The sequence below is a fragment of the Actinomycetospora sp. NBC_00405 genome, assembly GCF_036044095.1.
Taxonomy (GTDB): Bacteria; Actinomycetota; Actinomycetes; order Mycobacteriales; family Pseudonocardiaceae; genus Actinomycetospora; species Actinomycetospora callitridis.
Genome location: NZ_CP107938.1, coordinates 2504401 through 2523824 on the forward strand (window position 1 = coordinate 2504401; position 19424 = coordinate 2523824).

The following is a 19424-nucleotide window of genomic DNA, read 5'->3' on the forward strand; positions in this document are numbered from 1 at the left end:
ATGCCGGACGCCAGCACCGGAGCGGTGCACGACCAGCTGATCGACCTGGTGCGTGACCGGCTCGGCGTCGAGGTGCCCTCGTCCGACACCGATCTCGTCGCCGACGGCCTGATCGACTCGCTGGCGCTGGTGACGCTGATCGTCGGGATCGAGGACACCTTCGGGTGCCGGTTGCCGCTCGACGACTTCGACATCGAGCGGTTCCGCAGCGTCGACGCGATGGCCGCGTTCCTCGCCGAGGTCGGGGTCACGGGCTGAGCACCGGATGACCGGCTCGTAGGCTGCCGCGCGTGATCGTCGGCCTCACCTTCGCGGTGCTCGCCCTCGCGCTGGCGTGGGCGCTGTGGTGCGCGGTGTCCGCGGCCGTCGGCCAGGCCCCGACCAGGGCGCACCGCATCGGTCTGCTGGCGCTCGAGGCCGTCGCACTCGTGCAGGCGCTCGTGCTCGTGGTCGGGCTCGTCGTGCTGGGCGGGCGGTCGGCGGGCGCCGTCGTCGAGATCGTCGGCTACCTGATCGCGACCTTGGTCGTGCTGCCCATCGGCGCGGCGCTGGCCCACGGCGAGCGCACCCGCTACGGCTCGGTGGTGCTCGCGGTCGCGGGCGTGACGCTCGCGGTGCTGTCGCTGCGCACGGGCCAGGTCTGGACGGTGACCGGTGCCTGAGACCCGCTCGCTGTCGGCCGGCCCCGGCCGGGTGCTGCTCGTGGTCTACGTGGTGTTCGCGATCTCCGCGGGCGCCCGGGCGATCTACCAGATCGCGGTGCAGTTCGAGCGCGCGCCGGAGGCCTACCTGCTCTCGGCGTTCGCAGCGGCCGTCTACCTCGTCGCGGCCGTGGCCCTCGGCCGCGGGGCCCGGCGCGTGGCGCTCGTCGCGGTCGTGGTGGAGCTCGTCGGCGTCCTCGGGATCGGCACGCTGTCCCTGCTGCGGCCCGAGGACTTCCCCGACCCGACCGTCTGGTCGGACTTCGGCGTCGGCTACGGCTTCGTCCCCGTGATCCTGCCGATCCTGGGCCTGCTCTGGATCGGTCGCGTACGTGAGTGATGTTCCCGGCTATCGCCGTGAACATCACTCACGTGGGCCGGTCAGCCCAGCCCCGTACCCGCCACGCCGCGGCGCCAGTAGCCGTCGAGGTCGACCGCGGCGCTCGGCAGGATCGCCCGCAGGCGCCGCCGGACCGGGCGCAGCTCGCCCGCCTCGGCCCCCATCCACGCGAAGCCCTCGCCCGGCGGCGGCGTGAAACCCGCGACGACGTCGTCGAGCAGGCCCGTGGTGCCCGCCGGGGCCCCGTCGCGGTGGCGCCAGTGCACGGTGACGTGCGACGGGACGTCGGCGAGGTAGGCCTCCTCGGCGGCGTCGGCGACCTCGACCGCGACGGTGACCGGCACCGGGGGCAGCTGGTCGAGCCAGCGGGCGAGCGCGGGCAGGGCCGTCTCGTCACCCCCGAGCAGGTACCAGTCCCGCGCCGCGACCGACGCGCTCGAGCGGGGCCCGTAGAGCCACAGGGCCCCGCGCGGGTCCTCGGCCCACGTCCCGGCGAGCCCGCCGCCGTGGCGCACCAGGTCGACGTCGACGGTGCCCGCGGCGGGGTCGTGACGGCGCAGCGTGTACTCCCGGTAGGGCCGGGACGTCCCCGCCGGCGGGGCGGCCAGCCCGCGCGCGGTCAGCCGCGGCTCCGGCGGCTCCTCCCCCGGCGCCGGCGGGAAGAAGAGCTTGGCGTGGTCGGTCGGCCCGGTGACCGGCAGGTCGTGCAGGTCGCCGGCGAGGCGCACGCGGCGCATCCGCGGGGTCACGTCGAGCACCTCGACCACCTCGACGCGCCGCGGCCGCCGGGCGTGCTCGGAGTGCTCGACGTGCGAGACGACCGGGGCGTCGCGGACCACCATGGCCCGAGACGTTAACGAGTCCGGTAGCGCAGGTGGACCGCCCCGCTGGCGAAGCGCCGTTCCTCGACGAGCTCGAGGTCGAGACGGACGCGGTCGGGGAGGAAGCGCGTCCCGCCCCCGACCACGACGGGCAGGACGATCGGCCTGATCTCGTCGACCACCCCGGCCGCGAGCGCCGCCGCGGCGAGGCCCGGGCCGTCGACGGTGAGGTCGCCGGCCTCCTTGAGCGCCCGGATCGCGTCGGGATCGAGCTCGCGGGCGATCGTGGTCCGGGCACTGGACACGGTGTCCAGCGTCTTCGAGAACACGATCTTGTCGGTCGCCTGCCAGGTCCGGGCGAACTCGGCCATCTCGGGCGGCTCGTCGGGCAGCTCGTGGGCGGTCTCCCAGAAGACCATGGTCTCGTACATCCGGCGGCCGTAGAGGAAGGTGCGGACGGGGCGCATCAGCTCCTCGAAGTAGCGGTGCAGCTCCATGTCCTGCTCGATGCCCCAGCCGAAGTCGCCGTCGGCGTCCGCGGTGTAGCCGTCGAGCGTCGTCATCATCGAGTACATCAAGCGGCCCATGCGACGCCTCCTCGTTCCGATTGCATTTCGCAACCGGTTCGGAGCGTAGCGGATCGTGCTAGGACACGGGGATGTTCCAGGCGCTCGCCGACGCCGTCGGCGCCGAGCACGTGATCCCGGGTGACGACCCGTCGGTGGCCGACCTGTGCGCCGACGAGGCGCTCGGGGTCCCGCCCGGCAAGCCCGCGTACGTCGTGTGGCCCGCGGACCGCGACGAGGTCGTCGCCGTCGTCCGCGCCGCGCGGGCCGCCGGCGTGTCCGTCACCGCGCGGGGGGCGGGCACCGGCCTCTCGGGCGCCGCGACCCCCGACGACGGCGCGGTGCTCCTGTCGTTCAGCCGCATGGACCGGATCCTCGAGATCGACCCCGTCGACGCCGTCGCCGTGGTGCAGCCGGGGGTGGCGCTCGACGTCCTCGACGCCGCCGCGGGCGAGCACGGGCTGACCTACCCCGTGCACCCCGGCGAGCAGTCGGCGTCGCTCGGCGGCACCGTCGCCACCAACGCCGGCGGCATGCGCGCGGTGCGCTACGGGGTCACCCGCGCGCACGTGCTGGGGCTCGAGGCGGTGCTCGCCGACGGGACGGTGGTGCGCACCGGCGGGCGGCTCGCGAAGATCTCCTCGGGGTACGACCTCACCCAGCTGCTCATCGGCTCGGAGGGCACGCTCGCGCTGGTCACCGAGGTGATCGTGCGCCTGCACCCGCACCTGCCCGCCCGGCGCACGGTGCTGGCACCCTTCCGGTCCGCCGACGCCGTCACCGCCGCGGTCGGGCGCATCGTCGGCGCGGGACTCGCGCCGACGGTGTGCGAGTACCTCGACGGCCCGACCATGCGCGCGGTCTGCGCCGCCGCCGACCTGACCCTCGGCCTGCCCGAGGACCTCGTGGACGCCGACCACCTGCTCGTCGAGCTCGCCGGGCGCCGCGTGGAACGGGTCGACGAGGACGCCGAGGAGCTCGCCGACACCCTGTCCGCGCTCGGCGCCGCGGAGGTCTTCGACCTGCCCGCGGGGTCGGCGCGGCGGCTGGTCGAGGCGCGGGAGAAGGCGTTCTGGGCGGTCAAGGCGGCGGGCGCCGACGAGATCGTCGACCTCGTCGTGCCCCGGTCGGCGATGGCGGCGTTCCTCGGGCGGGCCCGCGCCGTCGGGGACGCCCACGGCTCGCGGGTGCTGGGCTGCGGCCACGCCGGGGACGGGAACGTGCACCTCGCGGTGTTCCAGCCCGATGCGGAGCAGCTGGCGGTGACGCTGCACGGGGTGTTCGCCGCCGGGATCGCGCTGGGCGGCGCGGTGTCGGGCGAGCACGGGGTCGGGCGCGCGAAGGCCCACCACCTCGCCGCGCTCGGCGACCCGGGCGCGCTGGACGTCCTGCGGCGCGTGCGGGCCGCGCTGGACCCGGAGGGCACGCTGAACCCGGGCTGCTCGCTGCGCTGACGGTTGTCCCGCGCGGCGTGGCGACCGACACTCGTGAGCGTGGCCAACGATCCCGACGTCGTCGTCATCGGGGCCGGCTTCGCCGGGCTCTACACGATCCACCGCCTGCGCGAGCGCGGCCTCTCGGTCCACGGGCTCGAGGCCGCCGAGGGCGTCGGCGGCACCTGGTACTGGAACCGGTACCCGGGCGCCCGGTGCGACTCCGAGAGCTACTACTACTGCTACGCCTTCTCCTCCGAGCTCGAGCAGGAGTGGGACTGGAGCGAGCGCTACCCCGGCCAGGCGGAGATCCTGTCCTACCTCGAGCACGTGGCCGACCGCTTCGACCTGCGGCGCGACATCTCGTTCTCGACGACGGTCGTGTCGGCCGCCCACGACGGCGACCGCTGGGTGATCGACACCGAGGACGGCGGACGCTGGACGTGCCGCTGGCTGGTCACCGCCGTCGGCTGCCTGTCGTCGGCGAACGTGCCCGACATCCCGGGCCTCGAGTCCTTCGCCGGCGAGTGGCACCACACGGGACAGTGGCCGCACGAGGGCGTGGACGTCGCCGGCCGACGGGTCGGGGTGGTCGGCACCGGGTCCACCGGCATCCAGGCCATCCCGGTGCTCGCCGAGTCGGCCGGGCACCTCACCGTCTTCCAGCGCACCGCGAACTTCTCGATCCCCGCCCGCAACGCCGCGCTCGCGCCGGAGGAGGCCGCGGGCTACAAGGCCGACTACGCCGCCATCCGCGAGCTCCAGCAGGCCTCCACCAACGGGCACCCCTTCGTCGTCAGCGACGTCGACACCCTCGCCCTGCCCGACGACGAGCGGCGGGCCCTCCTCGAGCGGGCCTGGGAGCGGGGCGGCCTGCGCTTCCGGGCGGCCGTGCGCGACGTGCTCACCGACCCCGCCGTCAACGAAGAGACCTCCGACTTCCTCCGTGTGAAGATCCACGAGACGGTGGACGACGCCGTCACCGCTGAGGCGCTGACACCGCGCGACCACCCGTTCGCCACCAAGCGCCCGCCGATCGACACGGGCTACTTCGAGACCTACAACCGGGCGAACGTGTCCCTGGTCGACGTCCGCGCCGACCCGATCGCGGCGATCACCCCGGACGGGGTGCGGCTCACGTCGGGCGCGGAGCACCCCCTCGACGTCCTGGTGTTCGCCACGGGCTTCGACGCCCTCTCGGGGCCGCTGCTGCGGCTCGGGATCCGGGGCACGGGAGGGCAGTCGCTCGCCGACGCGTGGGCCGAGGGCGCCACCACCTACCTCGGGCTCGGCGTCGCGGGCTTCCCGGACCTCTTCACGATCACCGGGCCGGGCAGTCCGTCGGTGCTCACCAACATGCCGACGTCGATCGAGCAGCACGTCGACTGGATCGCGGACCTCCTCGGGCACCTGCGCGACCACGACCTCGAGGCCGAGCCGACGCCCGAGGCGCAGGCCCGCTGGGCGGAGCACGTGCGCGAGGCGGCCGACGCGACGCTGCTGCCGCAGGCGGCGAGCTCCTGGTACCTCGGCGCGAACGTGCCGGGCAAGCCCCGGGTGTTCCTGCCCTACGCCGGCGGCTTCGCGCGCTACCGCGAGATGTGCGACGCCGAGGCGGCCGCCGGCTACCCCGGGTTCGCGCTGCGGGCGCGGCACGAGCGGGCCAGCGCCTGACATCAGCGCGTGCGGGCGACTCCCGACCCCGAGGGCGCTGGACCCGGGTGCTCGTCACGGTGGCGGAGCCCGGCCCGGCTAGGGTCGCGGCCGTGGCGGACCTCGTCATCGCCCGAAATCCCGATCCGGGATCGTCGCTGGGTTTCCTCGTCTGGATTCCGCTGGGCGACGGTCTGCTGTTCCGCACATCGGACACCTGGCCGCGCACCAAGGCGCTGTACTGCCACCCCGCCGATCTCGAGGAATGGCCCGCCGGCGACGCCGTCGAGATCGTCGAGCGCGTCGCGCTGCGGTCGTGCGCCCGACGCGGCGCGGCGATCGACGTCGTGCTCGACCGTGCCCGGGAGAACCGCTCCCAGATCGTCTACACCCGCGGGCGCGGGCGGGACATGGTCTTCTGGCAGTCGCCCCGGACCCGCAAGCAGGCCCGTCCGCAGGTCCGGACGCCGACCGCCCGGCCGGCCGCTCTCGACGGGACGGGGACCGATGAGATCGAGATCGTCGTCGACGCCCACGAGCGCTACCCCTACCGGTTCGCGTCCCAGCAGGCGCGCACCGTCCGGCGCGCCCTCCCGGCCGGCGACTACGGCGTCGTCCTCGGGGAGTCGCTGGCGGCGTCGGTCGAGCGCAAGTCGCTGCCCGATCTGATCTCGAGCGTCGCGAACGGGCGCCTGCGCTTCGCGTTGGGCGAGCTCTCCGCGCTCCCCCGGGCGGCAGTGGTGGTCGAGGACCGCTGGTCCCAGGTGTTCGCCCAACGCCATGTGCGCCCGGCCCAGGTGGCGGACTCGCTGGCCGAGCTGCAGGTCCGCTGGCCGGACGTCCCGATAGTCTTCGCCGAGACGAGGCCGCTGGCCGAGGAGTGGACCTTCCGCTACCTCGCCGCTGCCCTCGCGTGGGCGCATGACGAGCACGCCATCGGCGCCCGGCTGCCGGGCGCCACCACGGAGCTGGTCGCGACCACGGCACCCGAGGCCTCGACCGCCGAGGTCCGCGCCTGGGCCCGTGCCGCCGGGATCGACGTCCCCGACCGCGGGCGGCTCCGTCCCGAGATTTGGGCGCGCTTCCGCGAGGCGACGCAGACCGGGTGATCGAAGCGGATTTTCTGGCGCTGAGTGCAAGCGAGGACGCAGGGCTTGCACTCGCGGAGGGTGTCTCTGGTGTCAGCTTTGCAGCGCCGGCCGGTCGGGGTGGTCGGCGCGGACGACGAGGTCGGCGACGGCGAGGGGGTCGACCTCGTCGTCGTAGCGGGCGTAGGCGGGCAGGGTCCAGGCCTCGTCGGCGGGGGTGCGGCGCTCGAGCACGGTGGCCGAGAGCGCGAGGTGCACCGCCACCTCGGCCGGCAGGCCGCGCCCGAGGAGCAGGGGCCCGTCGACGACCACGACGCCCGACGGCGGCAGCGCCACCCGCTCCGCGCGGGCGGCCCGGTCGACGTCGACGTCCCAGAGCCGGGGCAGGACCTGGCCGCTCCCGCCGGGACCCATCGGCGCGAGCACCTCACGGACCAGCGCGCCCGCGTCGAGCCAGTCGTCGTAGAACGAGTCCGGATCGGTGCGCCCGCGCTCGAGGCGCACCGAGGCGGGACGCAGGAAATCCCAGGCCGACACCCGCACCACGGGGCGCGAGCGCACGCGCAACGGGTCGACGAGGGCGTCCGCGAGCACCTCCGTCCGGGCCGGCGGGGCCCCGTCGACGAGCACCCGCACGTGCCCGGGACCGGCCGCGTCGACGGCGGCCACGATCTCGTGGGTCAGGGCCTCGGGGCTGAGCGGGCGGATCGGCATCCCGTCCAGGATGCCGCGCCTCAGGCCTGCGCGGCGCCCCGGCTCGTGTCCTGACCCGCCTCGTCCTCGGACGCGAAGTCGGCCTCGTCCAGCGCGGGATCGCGGGGGTGCATCGTCAGCAGCGCGGCGAGGGAGACGAAGGCGCAGATGATGATGTAGATGGAGATCCAGGTGGTCCCTCCGGTGCCCGCGAGGATCGCGGTGGCGATCAGCGGGGCGGGGCCGCCCGCCGTGATGGAGGCGAGCTGGTACCCGAGGCCGGCGCCGGTGTAGCGGATGCCGGTGCCGAAGCTCTCGGAGATCAGGGCCGCCTGCGGGCCGTACATCATGTCGTGGAAGACGAGCCCGAGGATCATCCCGAGCAGCACGAGCCCGCCGACCCGCGTGTCGAGCAGGGCGAAGTACGGGAAGGCGTACAGGCCGGTGAGCACGACACCCGCCCCGTAGACGAGGCGCCGGCCGATCTGGTCGGAGAGCCAGCCGAAGAACGGCACGCTGACGATGCCGATGCAGGCCGCGAGGATGAGATAGAGCAGCAGGTCACCGCGCGCGAGCTCGAGCTGCTGGGTGCCGTACACGAGCACGAACGAGGTGAACAGGTAGAACGGCGCCTGCTCGGCGGTGCGCACCAGCAGGGCCTTGACGACGTCGCGCCACTGGGTGCGCAGGGTCTCGGCCAGCGGCAGCTTGGCAACCTTGCCCGAGGTCTTGACCTGGGCGAACGCCGGCGATTCGAGGACGGTGAGGCGAATCCAGAGCCCGACGGCGATGAGGACGATGCTGGCCAGGAACGGCACCCGCCAGCCCCACTCGAGGAACTCCGGGCCCGAGAAAAAGTAGACGACGGCCGTGCCGCTCGCCAGCCCGATGGGGACGCCCGCCTGCGGCCACGCCGCCATCAGGCCGCGTTGCTTGCGGGTGCCCCACTCCATGGACATGAGCACCGCGCCGCCCCACTCGCCGCCGACACCGATGCCCTGCATGACCCGCAGCAGCGTCAGGAGGATCGGCGCGGCGATGCCGATGGTCTCGTAGGTGGGCAGGCACCCGATCAGCACCGTCGCCCCACCCATGATCAGCAACGTCGCCACCAGGCTCTGCTTGCGTCCGATGCGGTCGCCGTAGTGCCCGAAGATCGCGGCGCCGATCGGACGCGCCGCGAATCCCACGAACTGCGTCGAGAACGCCAGCAGGACGCCGCCGACCTCGTTGTTGCCGAAGAACAAGGGCCCGAACACCAGGGCGGCGGCGGTGTTGTAGAGGAAGAAGTCGTACCACTCGATGGTGGTGCCGACCGTGCTCGCGACGACCGCCTTGCGCTTGAGCGTCCGGCGGTTCGCGCCAGCGGGAAGGGTGCTCATGGCCGCCCATGGTCGTCATCACACCCACACGGGGCAATACCTCTCCCGGACCTGACCGACTGGGCCGATCAGATCACCGAGAAGCGATCGGTCAGTGGCTCACCGTCAGCACGCGAGATGACGCAGCTGACCTGGCGGGCGCCGGAGGACGACGCCCCCGACGTACGGGGCGCGTCGAATGCGGCCTCGGAGGGGATCACCGCGGTCATCCGCAGGTCGGCGCGGTCGACGCCCCCGGAGGTGGGCACGAGCAGCTCCGAATCGGCGAAGAGCGCGCAGTACGCCCGCCCGAAGTCCGCGAGCGCGGCCTCGCCCGGGTAGGCCACCGGGCGGCCCTCGTCGATCGGGGCCCGCGAGGCCACCACCTCGACGTCGTGGGGCGTGCCGCACTGGGCGTCCGCGGCCTCGCCGAAGATGCCGCCGCCGGTCAGCTCCCCGCGGGCGCACTGACCGTCGAAGAGCGTGAACTGCTCGAGGTCGCCGCCGGGCCCGAACGTCAGCACGTCGGGCGCGGCGGTGAAGGGTCGCCAGCCGCCCATGAGGGCCCCGACGAGCACGAGCAGCACCGCGATCCCCACGGCGCCCGCGGCCAGCACCACCCGTCGCGGCACCTCCGGGCGCGCGACCCCCCGCGCGCTCAGTTCTCCTGCTCCACGCGCAACGCCTGCTCCAGCGCGGAGCCGGGCTCGTTGTCGATGCCCGCGACCTCGCCGATCGCGTCGTCGGCGGGCAGACCGGTGGCCTCGACGGCGTCCGCGGCGGACGAGACACCGAGCTCGACCTCGCGCGCGTCCTCGGCCAGGAGCTCGCCCTCGGTCGCCCCGTCGGCGCCGACGCTGTCGAGCACCGCGCCGCCCCCGACGCCGTCGACCGCGTTCGCCGGATCGTCGACCGACTCGTCCAGCTCGTCGATCGGCGTCGCCGCCAGGGGCCGGTCGGGCGGCTGCTCGGGCTCCGCCTCGGGCTCCTCCTGGGGCAGCCGGTAGTCGATGCTGGGCGCTTGGGTCTCCCACTCCTGGGTGCCCCCGAGGCGGACGTCCCGGCTGTAACCCTCCGGGGTGTCCATGCCGTCCTCGAGCGGATCGGCACCCATGCGGTCCTCGTCCATCACGACCGCCGGCTCGGTGTCCAGCGCCGTCATGTCGTTGTCCAGGACGGCCTCGCCCCGTTCGACGGACTCCTCGCTCACGCGTCCTCGCCTTCGTCGCGACTCGACGGACATCCTCCGCCGTCCGCCAGCCGTTCCCGCCACCGGCCCCTCCCATGCGCGCGGTGCGCGGGTCGGCGTGCGAGTGCGTGGCCCTATCGGCGTGCTCCCCCTACTCGGACACTCAACGTCTGCGGCGCCACGCCGCTGACATCTCTCAGCCGCGGATGCGGGTCCCGCTGTCGCCCCACTCCTTGGCGCGCAGCTCGAACTTCTGGATCTTCCCGGTGGAGGTCTTCGGGAGCTCCTCGACGATCTCGACGTCGCGGGGCGCCTTGTAGCGGGCGATGGCGCCCTTGACGTGCTCGATGATCGCGTCCGGCTCGGCGTCCTTGCCCTGGCGCAGCACCACGAACGCCTTCGGGCGCTCGCCCCACCGCTCGTCGGGGACCCCGACGACCGCGGCCTCGAGCACCGCGGGGTGGCTCAGCACGGCCTGCTCGACCTCGACGGTCGAGATGTTCTCGCCGCCGGAGATGACGACGTCCTTGGCGCGGTCGCGCAGCTCCACGTAGCCGTCGGGGTGCATGACCCCCAGGTCGCCGGAGTGGTACCAGCCGCCGGCGAAGGCCTTGGCCGTCGCGTCGTCGTCGCGGAAGTAGCCCGACATGACGTTGTTGCCGCGCATGACGATCTCGCCCATCGTCTGCCCGTCGGCCGGCACGTCCACGAGCTGCACCGACGCCCAGGCCGATGCATCCCCGGCGACGTCCTCGGACAGCGTCTCGACCACCCGCACCGGCTCGGCGATCAGCATCCCGACGCCCTGGCGGGCCTGCCGCCGCGCCCGCTCGTGCTCCTCGAGGCCGCGCCAGTCCTCCTGCCACTGGCACACCGTGTAGGGCCCGTAGGTCTCGGTCAGGCCGTAGACGTGCACGATCCGGAAGCCCATCTTCTCCATCTCGAGGATGGTCGTCGGGCTCGGCGGGGCGCCCGCGGTGGTCACCACCAGCGCGTAGTCCAGGGTGCGGGCCTCGGCCGCGTTCATGATGGTGGTGACGACGGTCGGCGCGCCGTTGAGGTGGGTGACCCGGTGCTCGTCGATGAGCGCCCAGATCGCGTCGCCGCGGACCTCGCGCAGGCACACGTGGGTGCCGCCGATCGCGGTGATCGCCCAGGGCGTGCACCACCCGTTGCAGTGGAACATCGGCAGCGTCCACAGATAGACGCTCGACGGGTCGTGGTAGGAGTGCACGATCTCGCCCAGCGAGTTCAGGTACGCCCCGCGGTGGTGGTACTGCACACCCTTCGGGCGCCCGGTGGTGCCACTGGTGTAGTTGATGCTGATCGTCGAACGCTCGTCGTCGACCTCCCACGGGAGATCCCTATCAGCGTGCTCCCCTTGTTGGTCGCCGCGGGCCAGCAGGTCCTCCCACGTCGGGCCCTCGACCGACGCGCCCGAATCCGGGCCCTGCGCATCGACGAGCGTGACGATCTCCCGGACCGTCTCCAGCGAATCCGCGACCGGGTCGACGACCGCGCGCAGCGTCGAGTCGACCACCAGGACCGTGGCCCCCGAGTGGTCGAGGATGTAGCGCACCTCCTCGCTCGACAGGCGCGTGTTCACCGCGACCAGCACCGCCCCGCCCAACGGCACCCCGAAATGCGCGACCAGCATCTCCGGCACGTTCGGCAGCAGGCACGCGACCCGGTCGCCGGGCCCGACCCCGCTCGCACGCAGCCCGCGCGCCAACCGCTGGGCGTCGCGGGCGAACTCGGCGTACGTGTGGCGCGCCGTGCCGTGGACGATCGCGACCTTGTCCGGATAGACCGCGGCCGACCGGCGCAGGAACGAGAGCGGCGTGAGCGGGGTGATCCAGGTCTCCGGCGTGTCCACCCCGGGATCATCGCTCAGTCGTCGTGTGACGGGCCAGGGCCCTGTGCATGACGTGGCTGGGCGTGACGTGGCTGGGCGTGACGTGGCTGGGCGTGATGGGGCTGGGCGTACCCCGGGCGCTCGTCGGACCCCGGCGCCGTGGGCAGCCCCGCGTCGGACCAGGCGCGGAAGCCCCCGACGACGTCGGTCGCCCGGTGCAGGCCGATCTCCTGGAGCGCCGCGGCCGCGAGCGACGAGGTGTAGCCCTCGGAACAGAGCACGATCCACTGCCGGTCGGACGAGTCGGCCTCGGCGATCCGGGCGTCGGACGTCGGGTCGAGGCGCCACTCGAGGTGGTTGCGCTCGATCACCACCGCGCCCGGCACCGTGCCCTCGTCGAGGCGCTGCCAGCCCGGACGGATGTCGACGAGCAGGGCGCCGGCGCCGACGGCGTCGGCCGCGTCGCGGGGGTCGAGCCGCCGCAGGCGCACCCGGGCGCGGTCGAGGAGATCGGAGATCGCACTCATTCGGGAGATTGCCCGGGCTGGACCAGCTCGGAACGCGTGCGCCTGAGGACGCCGCCCTCGACGCCGTAGTACGACATGGCCGACAGCGGCGGGGAGTAGGCGTGCACGCTGACCGCGGTCTCGAGCGCGCGGTTGCTGACGTCGTGGACGTGCCCGAGGCCGAACGCGACGCTGCGACCGGGCTCGAGGACCCGGCGGCGCAGCCCCGGACCGCGAGAGGCGAGCTCCTCGGCACGGCAGGCGTCGTCGTCCTCGCTGCCGGCGGTCCAGCGCCACTCCGTCAGGCCGCCGCGCACGACGGTCAGCGCGCCGAGCGAGCCACCGTGGTCGTGCAGCTCGGCGCCCTGGTCGCTGGCCCAGGAGATGAGCCAGACGTCGAGGTGCTCGTCGGCGTGCAGGCGCTGCGACCAGCGGTGCACGGGGTCGACCTCGACCGTGTGGCGGCCGAGATGGACCTCGTCGGCCACCTCACGGGTGAGGGCGACGAGGTCGGCGAGGCTCGCCGGGGTCGGGCCGTCCTGCCAGCGGCGGCGGTCGGCGCGCAGGGTGCGGGGACGGGCGAACGGGCTGGCGTGCGTGGGTGTGTCGACCAGGGCGGTCACGACGGTCGTTCCTCCGGGTGCGGGCGTCCACGCGCGACGGCACCCGGGGGTCAGGGAGTATCGGTGCGGCGCGCGGACGACGGGACGTCGCGGCCGGACGGCTCGCGACGATCGGCTCGTCAGGCCCGTCGACACCGCTCGTCGAACACGTGCGCGCGGCGGCTCTCCCAGAGGGGGCCGAGCAGGAAGTGGCGCACGCGGGTATTCGACCACGACGCCGGTCGTCCGTCACCTCTGGGTCGGGGATCTGGCTGGGTCGGGGATCTGGCTGGGTCGGGGATCCCGGGGGTGGGCCGCGACCGGGCGGGCTGTCGGGGTGCCGTCCTAATCTGGGAGAAGACTCCCCATCCACCACCACATCTCCGGAGGGCACCACGGAGCGCACCACCGAGCACGTCCCCGCGCGTGAGGACGTGCCGACCGGCCGCGCCCGTGGCTGGATGCGACGTCTCGCGAGCGACTGCTGGCGCCGCCCCTCGCTCACCGTGGCCGCCCTCACGGCGTCGGTGCTGGGCGTCAGCCTCGAGGCCGTCGGACCGCTGCTGATCGGCACGGCGGTCGACCGCGCCGTCGCCGGATCCACCGCAGGCCTCGGCCCCCTGGTGATCGCGATGGCCGCCATCGCCGTCGTCCGCTTCGGCGCCGCCTTCCTGCGCCGCTACCTCGGGGGGCGCCTCTCGCTCGGGGTCCAGCACGACCTGCGGCGGCGCGTGTTCGGCTCGGTCTCGCGCCTCGACGGGCCCAAGCAGGACGCCCTGCGCACCGGGCAGGTCGTCTCGCGCGCCAACTCCGACCTGCAGCAGGTCCAGGGCCTGCTGGGGATGGTCCCGCTGGTCGCGGGCACGCTCGGGCAGCTGGTCGTCTCGGTCGGCATCATGCTGTGGCTCTCGCCGCTGCTCACGGTCGCGTCGATGATCATCCTGCCGGTCGGCGTCCTGTTCACCGCACGCATGCGACGACGCCTGTTCCCGGCGACGTGGGCCGCGCAGCAGAGCGCCGCCGAGGTCGCCCAGCACGTCGAGGAGGCCGTCACCGGCGTCCGCGTCGTCAAGGGCTTCGGGCAGGAGGACCGCGAGACGGGCCGGCTGCGCGACGCCGCCCGGCGGCTCTACGCCCAGCGGCTGCGGGCGGCGCGGTTCAACGCCCGCCTCACCCCGACGCTCCAGGCGCTGCCGACGGTGGGCCAGCTCGGGGTCTTCGGTCTCGGCGGGGCGCTCGCGGTCAGCGGGCAGATCTCGCTCGGGGTGTTCATCGCGTTCACGTCCTACGTCGCGGCGCTCGTGGGGCCCGCGCGGCTCGTCGCCGGGCTCGTCGTCACCGGCCAGCTCGCTCGCGCGGGGGTGGAGCGGGTCTACGAGCTCATCGACTCCCAGCCCGAGATCGTCGACGCGCCGGCGGCCCGCGACGTCCCGGCGGGGCCGCTCGGCGTCGAGCTCGACGACGTGCGGTTCGGCTACGCGCGCAGCGAGCCGGTGCTCGACGGGCTGACGCTCGAGATCACGCCCGGCGAGACGGTGGCGCTCGTCGGTACCGCGGGGTCGGGCAAGTCGACGGTGGCGCTGCTCGCCCCGCGCTTCTACGACGTGCAGGGCGGCGCGCTGCGCATCGGCCCGCCGGGCGAGGCCGTCGACGTGCGCGAGCTGCGCCTCGACGCCCTGCGCCGCGCGGTGGGCGTGGTGTTCGAGGAGGCGTTCCTCTTCTCCGACACCGTGCGGGCCAACATCGCCTACGGCTGCCCCGACGCCACCGAGGAGCAGATCCGCGCCGCCGCGGCCGCCGCGCAGGCGGACGGCTTCATCAACGACCTGCCCGACGGCTACGACACCCGCGTCGGCGAACGGGGCCTGACGCTCTCGGGCGGCCAGCGCCAGCGCGTGGCGCTCGCGCGCGCCCTGCTCTACGACCCCCGGGTCCTCGTGCTCGACGACGCCACGTCCGCCGTCGACCCCACCACCGAGGCCGCGATCGGCGAGACCCTGCGGGCCGTCACCGCGCAGCGCACCACGCTGGTGATCGCCCACCGACGCTCGACGCTCTCGCTGGCCGACCGGATCGCGGTGCTCGACGGCGGCCGGGTGGTCGACGTCGGCACCCACGCCGAGCTCGAGGGCCGCTGCCGGCTGTTCCGCGAGCTGCTCGCCGGGCCCGCGGAGCGCATCGACGAGCCGGGATGGGTGCCCGAGGAGCCGTCCGCGCCGGCGTCCGAGGTCCGGGGCGCGACCATCACCCCGGCCCTGTGGCCCGACGATCCGGCGCCCGACCGCCCGGTCCCCCCGCCGGGGCCGATCACGGTCTCCTCGGGCTCGGAGGCGCTGGCCGGCGGGCTCGACGGGGCGGCGCCCACCGAGATGACCACGGCCCTCGAGAAGCTGCCGCCCGCCACCGAGGAGCCCCGGCTCTACGGCGAGGACCCCACCGCCCCCGACCCGGGCTTCCGGCTCGGGCGGCTGATGCGCCCCGTGCGGTGGGCCCTCGTGCTCGCCGTCGTGCTCCTCGGCCTCGACGCCGCGGCCACCGTGGCGTTCCCGTCGCTCGCGCGCCTCGCCGTCGACGGCGGCATCCAGGCGGGCTCGCTCGACATCTTGTGGCTGTCCGTCGGGCTCGGCCTGGTGGTGGTCTCCGTCGACTGGGTGGTGGTCGCGGCGCAGACCGTGCTCACCGCCCGCATCGGCGAAGGACGCCTGTTCCTGCTGCGCACGCGCAGCTTCGCGCACCTCCAGCGCCTCGGGCTCGACTTCTACGAGCGCGAGCTCGGCGGCCGGATCATGACGCGGATGACGACGGACGTGGACGCGCTCTCGTCGTTCCTGCAGACGGGCATGGCCCAGGCGGTGGTCAGCCTGCTCACGGTGCTCGGCGTGGCCGTGGCGCTGCTGGTCACCGACCTCGAGCTGGCGCTCGTCTCGTTCGCCGTCATGCCGGTGCTGATCGTCGCCACGCTGATCTTCCGGCGCATGGTCTCCGCGGCGTACGCGGAGGCGCGCGAGCGCGTCGGCGTCGTCAACGCCGACCTGCAGGAGAACGTCGCCGGCCTGCGGGTGGCCCAGGCGCACACCCACGAGGAGCGCTCCGCGGCCACCTTCGCCGACAACAGCGACGCGTACCGCCGCGCCCGGGTCCGCGCGCAGCGCATGATCGCGACGTACTTCCCGTTCGCCGCGATGCTCTCCGACCTCGCGCAGGCCGCGGTGCTCGGCGTCGGCGCCGCCCGCGTCGCCACCGGCGGCCTCTCCCCCGGCATCCTCGCGGCGTTCCTGCTCTACCTCGCGATGTTCTTCGGCCCCGTCCAGCAGCTCTCGCAGGTGTTCGACGGCTACCAGCAGGCACGCATCGGGCTCACCCGCATCGGCGAGCTGCTGCGCACGCCGACGTCGGTGCCCTCGCCGGAGCACCCGGTCGTGCTCGACGACCTGCGCGGCGAGGTCGAGATGCGCGACGTCGGCTTCACCTACGCCGGCGCGACCACGCCCGCGCTCGCCGACTTCTCCCTGCATGTGCCGCCCGGGCGCACCGTCGCGCTCGTCGGCGCCACCGGGGCCGGGAAGTCGACGGTGGTCAAGCTCGTCGCGCGGTTCTACGACGCCACCGCGGGCACGGTGCTCCTCGACGGCGTCGACATCCGCGACCTCGACATCCCGACGCTGCACCGGCGCCTCGGGGTCGTGCCGCAGGAGGCGCACCTGTTCGTCGGCGACGTCGCCTCGAACATCGCCTACGGCGACCCCGGGGCCACCCCCGCGCGGATCGAGCAGGCGGCGCGCGACGTGGGCGCGGTGGACATGATCGCGTCGCTGCCGGCGGGGTTCCGCCAGCCCATCGGCGAGCGGGGCGGCGGGCTCTCGGCCGGTCAGCGCCAGCTCGTCGCCCTCGCCCGCGCCGAGCTCGTCGACCCCCGGCTGCTGCTGCTCGACGAGGCCACCGCCGCGCTCGACCCCGCCACCGAGGGCGCCGTGCTCGCCGCGGGCGACCGCGTCTCCCGCGGCACCGGGGCGGCGCCCCGCACGACGTTCGTCGTCGCCCACCGCCTCGCCACCGCCGCGCGCGCCGACCACATCGTGGTGATCGACGGCGGACGGATCCTCGAGGAGGGCGCGCACGCCGAGCTCCTCGCGCGCGACGGGGCCTACGCCCGCCTGTGGCGAGCCGGGGCGGGCACGGTGGACGACGCGATCGAGGCGGTCGACCCGTTCGACGACGACGACCTCGCGCGCACGGGCTGACCGTTCCCGGAGGGAAGCGAGCCCGGCGCCGCCGGGGCCCTGACCAGCATGGACGACGCCGGCAATTGTCCGGGAAACGAAATCCGGGAACCTGAGGGCATCATTCGTCCCGGCGGCCGGATCAGTTCGGTTTCCCGTCGAATCCGACCATTTTCGAACCGGTCGGCCGCCGTGCGCGGACGAGGGACATCAGCTCAGCACCGACGCTGACCTCGCTTCCGGAAGGCCTTCTCGTGACCCTTCGTCGTACGTTCGCCACCCTGCTCATCAGCGGTGTGTCGGCCCTGGCGCTGGCCGGGCTCACCGCCGGTACCGCGGCCGCCGCCGACCCCGTCGCCACCATCCCCGACCTCACCGGCCAGTCGTCGTCGGTCCGGCTCGACCCGGGCTTCACCGACGCCCTGACCCAGCTCGAGGTCACGCCCGGCACGATCGGCGACGCCACGCTCGCCGACGGCAGCGTCAAGTTCCCGATCACCGGGGGCAACGTCACCGTCTACGAGCCCGGCGCCGTCAACCCCTACGTCCAGGGCCGCATCGAGCACGACGGCAGCGGCCTGAGCCTCACCAAGGGCGAGACCGAGGTCGAGCTGACCGACTTCGTCATCGACCCGGGCAACCCCGCGACGCTGAGTGGCAAGGTCAGCGCGGGCGGGCAGACCATCGCCGAGTCGGCGGTGCTGTTCGACCTCGACGGCTCGACCCTGCAGCCCATCTCGACCGACGCCGCGGCCGGGACGGCCACCCTGACCGGCACCACGGTGCGGCTCTCGCAGACCGCCGCGACCGCGCTCAACCAGGCGTTCAGCACCGACGCGATCCAGGGCGGCCTGACCATCGGTGTCGCCACCATCGTCGTCAACCTGCCCGGCCAGATGCCGGCCATGCCGGCCGGCGGCGTCGAGACCGGCGGCGGCTCCACCAGCGGACCGTCCCCCGTCCTGCTGACCGCGGGCGTCGTCGCCCTGGTCGCCGCGGGTGGCGTGGGCTTCGCCGCCCGGCGCCGCGCGGGCGCCCAGCGCTGACCCTGCCCTGACCCACTGATCGATTACTGGCTGGTGTCGCTCGCTCAGCGAGCGATACCAGCCAGTAGTCGTCGACCACCGGGAGCATCCGATGACCGAGCCCACCGCACCGACCCGTCGCCGGGTGCTGCTGGTGGCCGCCGGCGCGCTCGCGGCGCTCGGGCTCGTCCTGGGCGGCGCCGGGCTCCTCGGAACGAGTCCGCCCGCCCCGGCGGCCGCCGTCGCCGCGGACCCGCTGCCCACGACCCCACCCACCGCCGCCGCGGGACCCCGCCAGCAGCCGGCCACCGGGTCTCCCCCCGCCACGATCGCGATCCCGGCGATCGGCGTCTCCTCGCCGGTGGACTCGGTCGGGCTGAAGCCCGACGGCACCCTCGAGGTGCCGGCGCCGGGCCCGATGTACGACCACGCCGCCTGGTACCGCGGCTCGCCGACGCCCGGACGGGTCGGCCCGTCGGTGATCCTCGGGCACGTCGACTCGGCCGCGAACGGCCCGTCGGTGTTCTACGACCTCGGGCGGCTGCGTCCCGGCGACCGGATCACGGTCACCTCGGCGGACCGGTCGGTGCGCACCTTCGCGGTCGACGCCGTGCGCTCCTACCCGAAGGACGAGTTCCCGCGCCTCGAGGTCTACGGCGACACCGCGGGCCCCGAGCTGCGCCTCATCACCTGCGGCGGCGACTTCGACGACGCTGCGCGCTCGTACCGCGACAACACGCTCATCTTCGCCCGGCTCGTCACGTGAGTCGGGCCGCGTGCACCACGAGGTTGTCGGTGTAGCTGCGCGCGCCGCGGTCGAAGCCGCCGGCACAGGTCACCAGCCGCAGGACGTCGGTGGCGGTCGCCCCGAACACCGCGAAGGTCGGGAACGCGTCCTTGGCCACCTGCTCGGTGCGCTCGACGGCGTAGCGCGCGACCGACCCGTCCGACCGGCCGACCTCGACGACGTCCCCGGGGCGCAGGTCGCGCAGGCGGAAGAACACGGCGGGGCCGGTGCGGGAGTCGACGTGCCCGAGCAGCACGGTCGGGCCCCGGCCCGCGGGCACCGGGACGTCCGCGGGTGCCGCCCCGGCGCGCTGCGCCGCGAGGGTCCGGTCGAACCAGCCGACGCGCCCGAAGTCCTGCGGCACCTCGGCGCTGCCGTCCGGCGCGACGCCGAGCCCGAGGAGCGCCGGCTCGTCGACGTCGATGGCCGGCACCCGCACCGAGGTCGGCACGACCGCCCCGGGCACGGGCCGCTCGTCGGTCGTGACCTGCGGAGAGGCGGGCGCCGCCCCCGGGACCGCCCGGCCGCCCGCACACCCGACGAGCAGCAGGACGGCCCCGAGGACGAGCGCGACGAGACGCATC

General features: G+C 74.3%; 19 protein-coding genes. 9 read left to right on the plus strand and 10 right to left on the minus strand.

The window, feature by feature from the left end; all coding sequences use genetic code 11:
- Genes OG774_RS12335 through OG774_RS12345 form a run of 3 tightly spaced genes read left to right on the plus strand, consistent with a single transcriptional unit; the run spans nucleotide 1 to nucleotide 1041 of the window.
- A complete protein-coding gene (locus OG774_RS12335) occupies nucleotides 1–258 on the plus strand; it encodes an acyl carrier protein (RefSeq protein ID WP_328309793.1) in 258 nt (85 codons plus the stop codon).
- Between the two features lie 32 nt (nucleotides 259–290).
- On the plus strand, nucleotides 291–662 hold the full coding sequence (locus OG774_RS12340) for a hypothetical protein (RefSeq protein WP_328309795.1): 372 nt from the start codon (nucleotides 291–293) through the stop codon (nucleotides 660–662).
- Nucleotides 655–1041, plus strand: a complete 387-nt coding sequence (locus tag OG774_RS12345; protein ID WP_274193118.1) for a hypothetical protein — start codon at nucleotides 655–657, stop codon at nucleotides 1039–1041. Before OG774_RS12340 ends, OG774_RS12345 begins: the two co-directional genes overlap by 8 nt.
- Before the next feature lie 41 nt (nucleotides 1042–1082).
- On the opposite strand, the gene OG774_RS12350 is transcribed toward OG774_RS12345, so the two are convergent.
- Together OG774_RS12350 and OG774_RS12355 are read right to left on the minus strand one after the other, a co-directional pair.
- On the minus strand, nucleotides 1083–1883 hold the full coding sequence (locus OG774_RS12350; protein WP_328309799.1) for a siderophore-interacting protein: 801 nt from the start codon (nucleotides 1881–1883) through the stop codon (nucleotides 1083–1085).
- Between the two features lie 11 nt (nucleotides 1884–1894).
- Nucleotides 1895–2449 carry a dihydrofolate reductase family protein gene (locus tag OG774_RS12355; RefSeq protein ID WP_328309801.1) on the minus strand — a complete coding sequence of 185 codons (555 nt, stop codon included), beginning with the start codon at nucleotides 2447–2449 and terminating at the stop codon, nucleotides 1895–1897.
- A 71-nt stretch (nucleotides 2450–2520) separates the two neighbouring features.
- On the opposite strand from OG774_RS12355, the gene OG774_RS12360 reads away from it, so the two are divergent.
- The 3 genes from OG774_RS12360 (at nucleotide 2521) to OG774_RS12370 (ending at nucleotide 6623) form a co-directional block, all read left to right on the plus strand.
- Entirely contained in the window at nucleotides 2521–3882 is a 1362-nt protein-coding gene (locus tag OG774_RS12360) for an FAD-binding oxidoreductase (RefSeq protein WP_328309803.1), read from the plus strand.
- A gap of 39 nt (nucleotides 3883–3921) precedes the next feature.
- Nucleotides 3922–5535 (plus strand): flavin-containing monooxygenase, encoded by a 1614-nt coding sequence (locus OG774_RS12365; RefSeq protein ID WP_328309805.1) that lies wholly within the window; start codon nucleotides 3922–3924, stop codon nucleotides 5533–5535.
- Between the two features lie 92 nt (nucleotides 5536–5627).
- Nucleotides 5628–6623 carry an ERCC4 domain-containing protein gene (locus OG774_RS12370; protein WP_328309807.1) on the plus strand — a complete coding sequence of 332 codons (996 nt, stop codon included), beginning with the start codon at nucleotides 5628–5630 and terminating at the stop codon, nucleotides 6621–6623.
- A gap of 72 nt (nucleotides 6624–6695) precedes the next feature.
- On the opposite strand, the gene OG774_RS12375 is transcribed toward OG774_RS12370, so the two are convergent.
- The 7 genes from OG774_RS12375 to OG774_RS12405 all read right to left on the minus strand — a co-directional run bounded on the left by OG774_RS12375 (nucleotide 6696) and on the right by OG774_RS12405 (nucleotide 12829).
- Complete coding sequence (locus OG774_RS12375; RefSeq protein ID WP_328309808.1) at nucleotides 6696–7316, minus strand: uridine kinase; 621 nt, start codon at nucleotides 7314–7316, stop codon at nucleotides 6696–6698.
- Between the two features lie 20 nt (nucleotides 7317–7336).
- Nucleotides 7337–8677 (minus strand): MFS transporter, encoded by a 1341-nt coding sequence (locus OG774_RS12380; protein ID WP_328309809.1) that lies wholly within the window; start codon nucleotides 8675–8677, stop codon nucleotides 7337–7339.
- 68 nt (nucleotides 8678–8745) lie between these two features.
- A complete protein-coding gene (locus tag OG774_RS12385) occupies nucleotides 8746–9276 on the minus strand; it encodes a hypothetical protein (protein WP_328309810.1) in 531 nt (176 codons plus the stop codon).
- A gap of 38 nt (nucleotides 9277–9314) precedes the next feature.
- The gene (locus OG774_RS12390) at nucleotides 9315–9866 is read right to left on the minus strand and encodes a hypothetical protein (RefSeq protein ID WP_328309812.1); all 552 of its coding nucleotides are present in this window, start codon (nucleotides 9864–9866) and stop codon (nucleotides 9315–9317) included.
- A gap of 175 nt (nucleotides 9867–10041) precedes the next feature.
- Complete coding sequence (locus tag OG774_RS12395) at nucleotides 10042–11721, minus strand: acyl--CoA ligase family protein (RefSeq protein ID WP_328309814.1); 1680 nt, start codon at nucleotides 11719–11721, stop codon at nucleotides 10042–10044.
- A 14-nt stretch (nucleotides 11722–11735) separates the two neighbouring features.
- Nucleotides 11736–12227, minus strand: coding sequence for a rhodanese-like domain-containing protein (locus OG774_RS12400; protein ID WP_442873981.1), 492 nt, complete (start codon nucleotides 12225–12227; stop codon nucleotides 11736–11738).
- Nucleotides 12224–12829, minus strand: coding sequence for a cysteine dioxygenase (locus tag OG774_RS12405; protein WP_328309816.1), 606 nt, complete (start codon nucleotides 12827–12829; stop codon nucleotides 12224–12226). Before OG774_RS12405 ends, OG774_RS12400 begins: the two co-directional genes overlap by 4 nt.
- Before the next feature lie 440 nt (nucleotides 12830–13269).
- On the opposite strand from OG774_RS12405, the gene OG774_RS12410 reads away from it, so the two are divergent.
- The 3 genes from OG774_RS12410 to OG774_RS12420 all read left to right on the plus strand — a co-directional run bounded on the left by OG774_RS12410 (nucleotide 13270) and on the right by OG774_RS12420 (nucleotide 18819).
- On the plus strand, nucleotides 13270–17049 hold the full coding sequence (locus OG774_RS12410) for an ABC transporter ATP-binding protein (RefSeq protein ID WP_328310934.1): 3780 nt from the start codon (nucleotides 13270–13272) through the stop codon (nucleotides 17047–17049).
- A 233-nt stretch (nucleotides 17050–17282) separates the two neighbouring features.
- A complete protein-coding gene (locus OG774_RS12415) occupies nucleotides 17283–18074 on the plus strand; it encodes a hypothetical protein (protein WP_328309818.1) in 792 nt (263 codons plus the stop codon).
- A 91-nt stretch (nucleotides 18075–18165) separates the two neighbouring features.
- Nucleotides 18166–18819, plus strand: a complete 654-nt coding sequence (locus OG774_RS12420; RefSeq protein WP_328309820.1) for a class F sortase — start codon at nucleotides 18166–18168, stop codon at nucleotides 18817–18819.
- Here the strand turns inward: OG774_RS12420 and OG774_RS12425 are convergent.
- Complete coding sequence (locus tag OG774_RS12425) at nucleotides 18812–19423, minus strand: sortase domain-containing protein (protein ID WP_328309822.1); 612 nt, start codon at nucleotides 19421–19423, stop codon at nucleotides 18812–18814. The genes OG774_RS12420 and OG774_RS12425 overlap by 8 nt on opposite strands.
- Between the last annotated feature and the right edge of the window lies 1 nt (nucleotide 19424).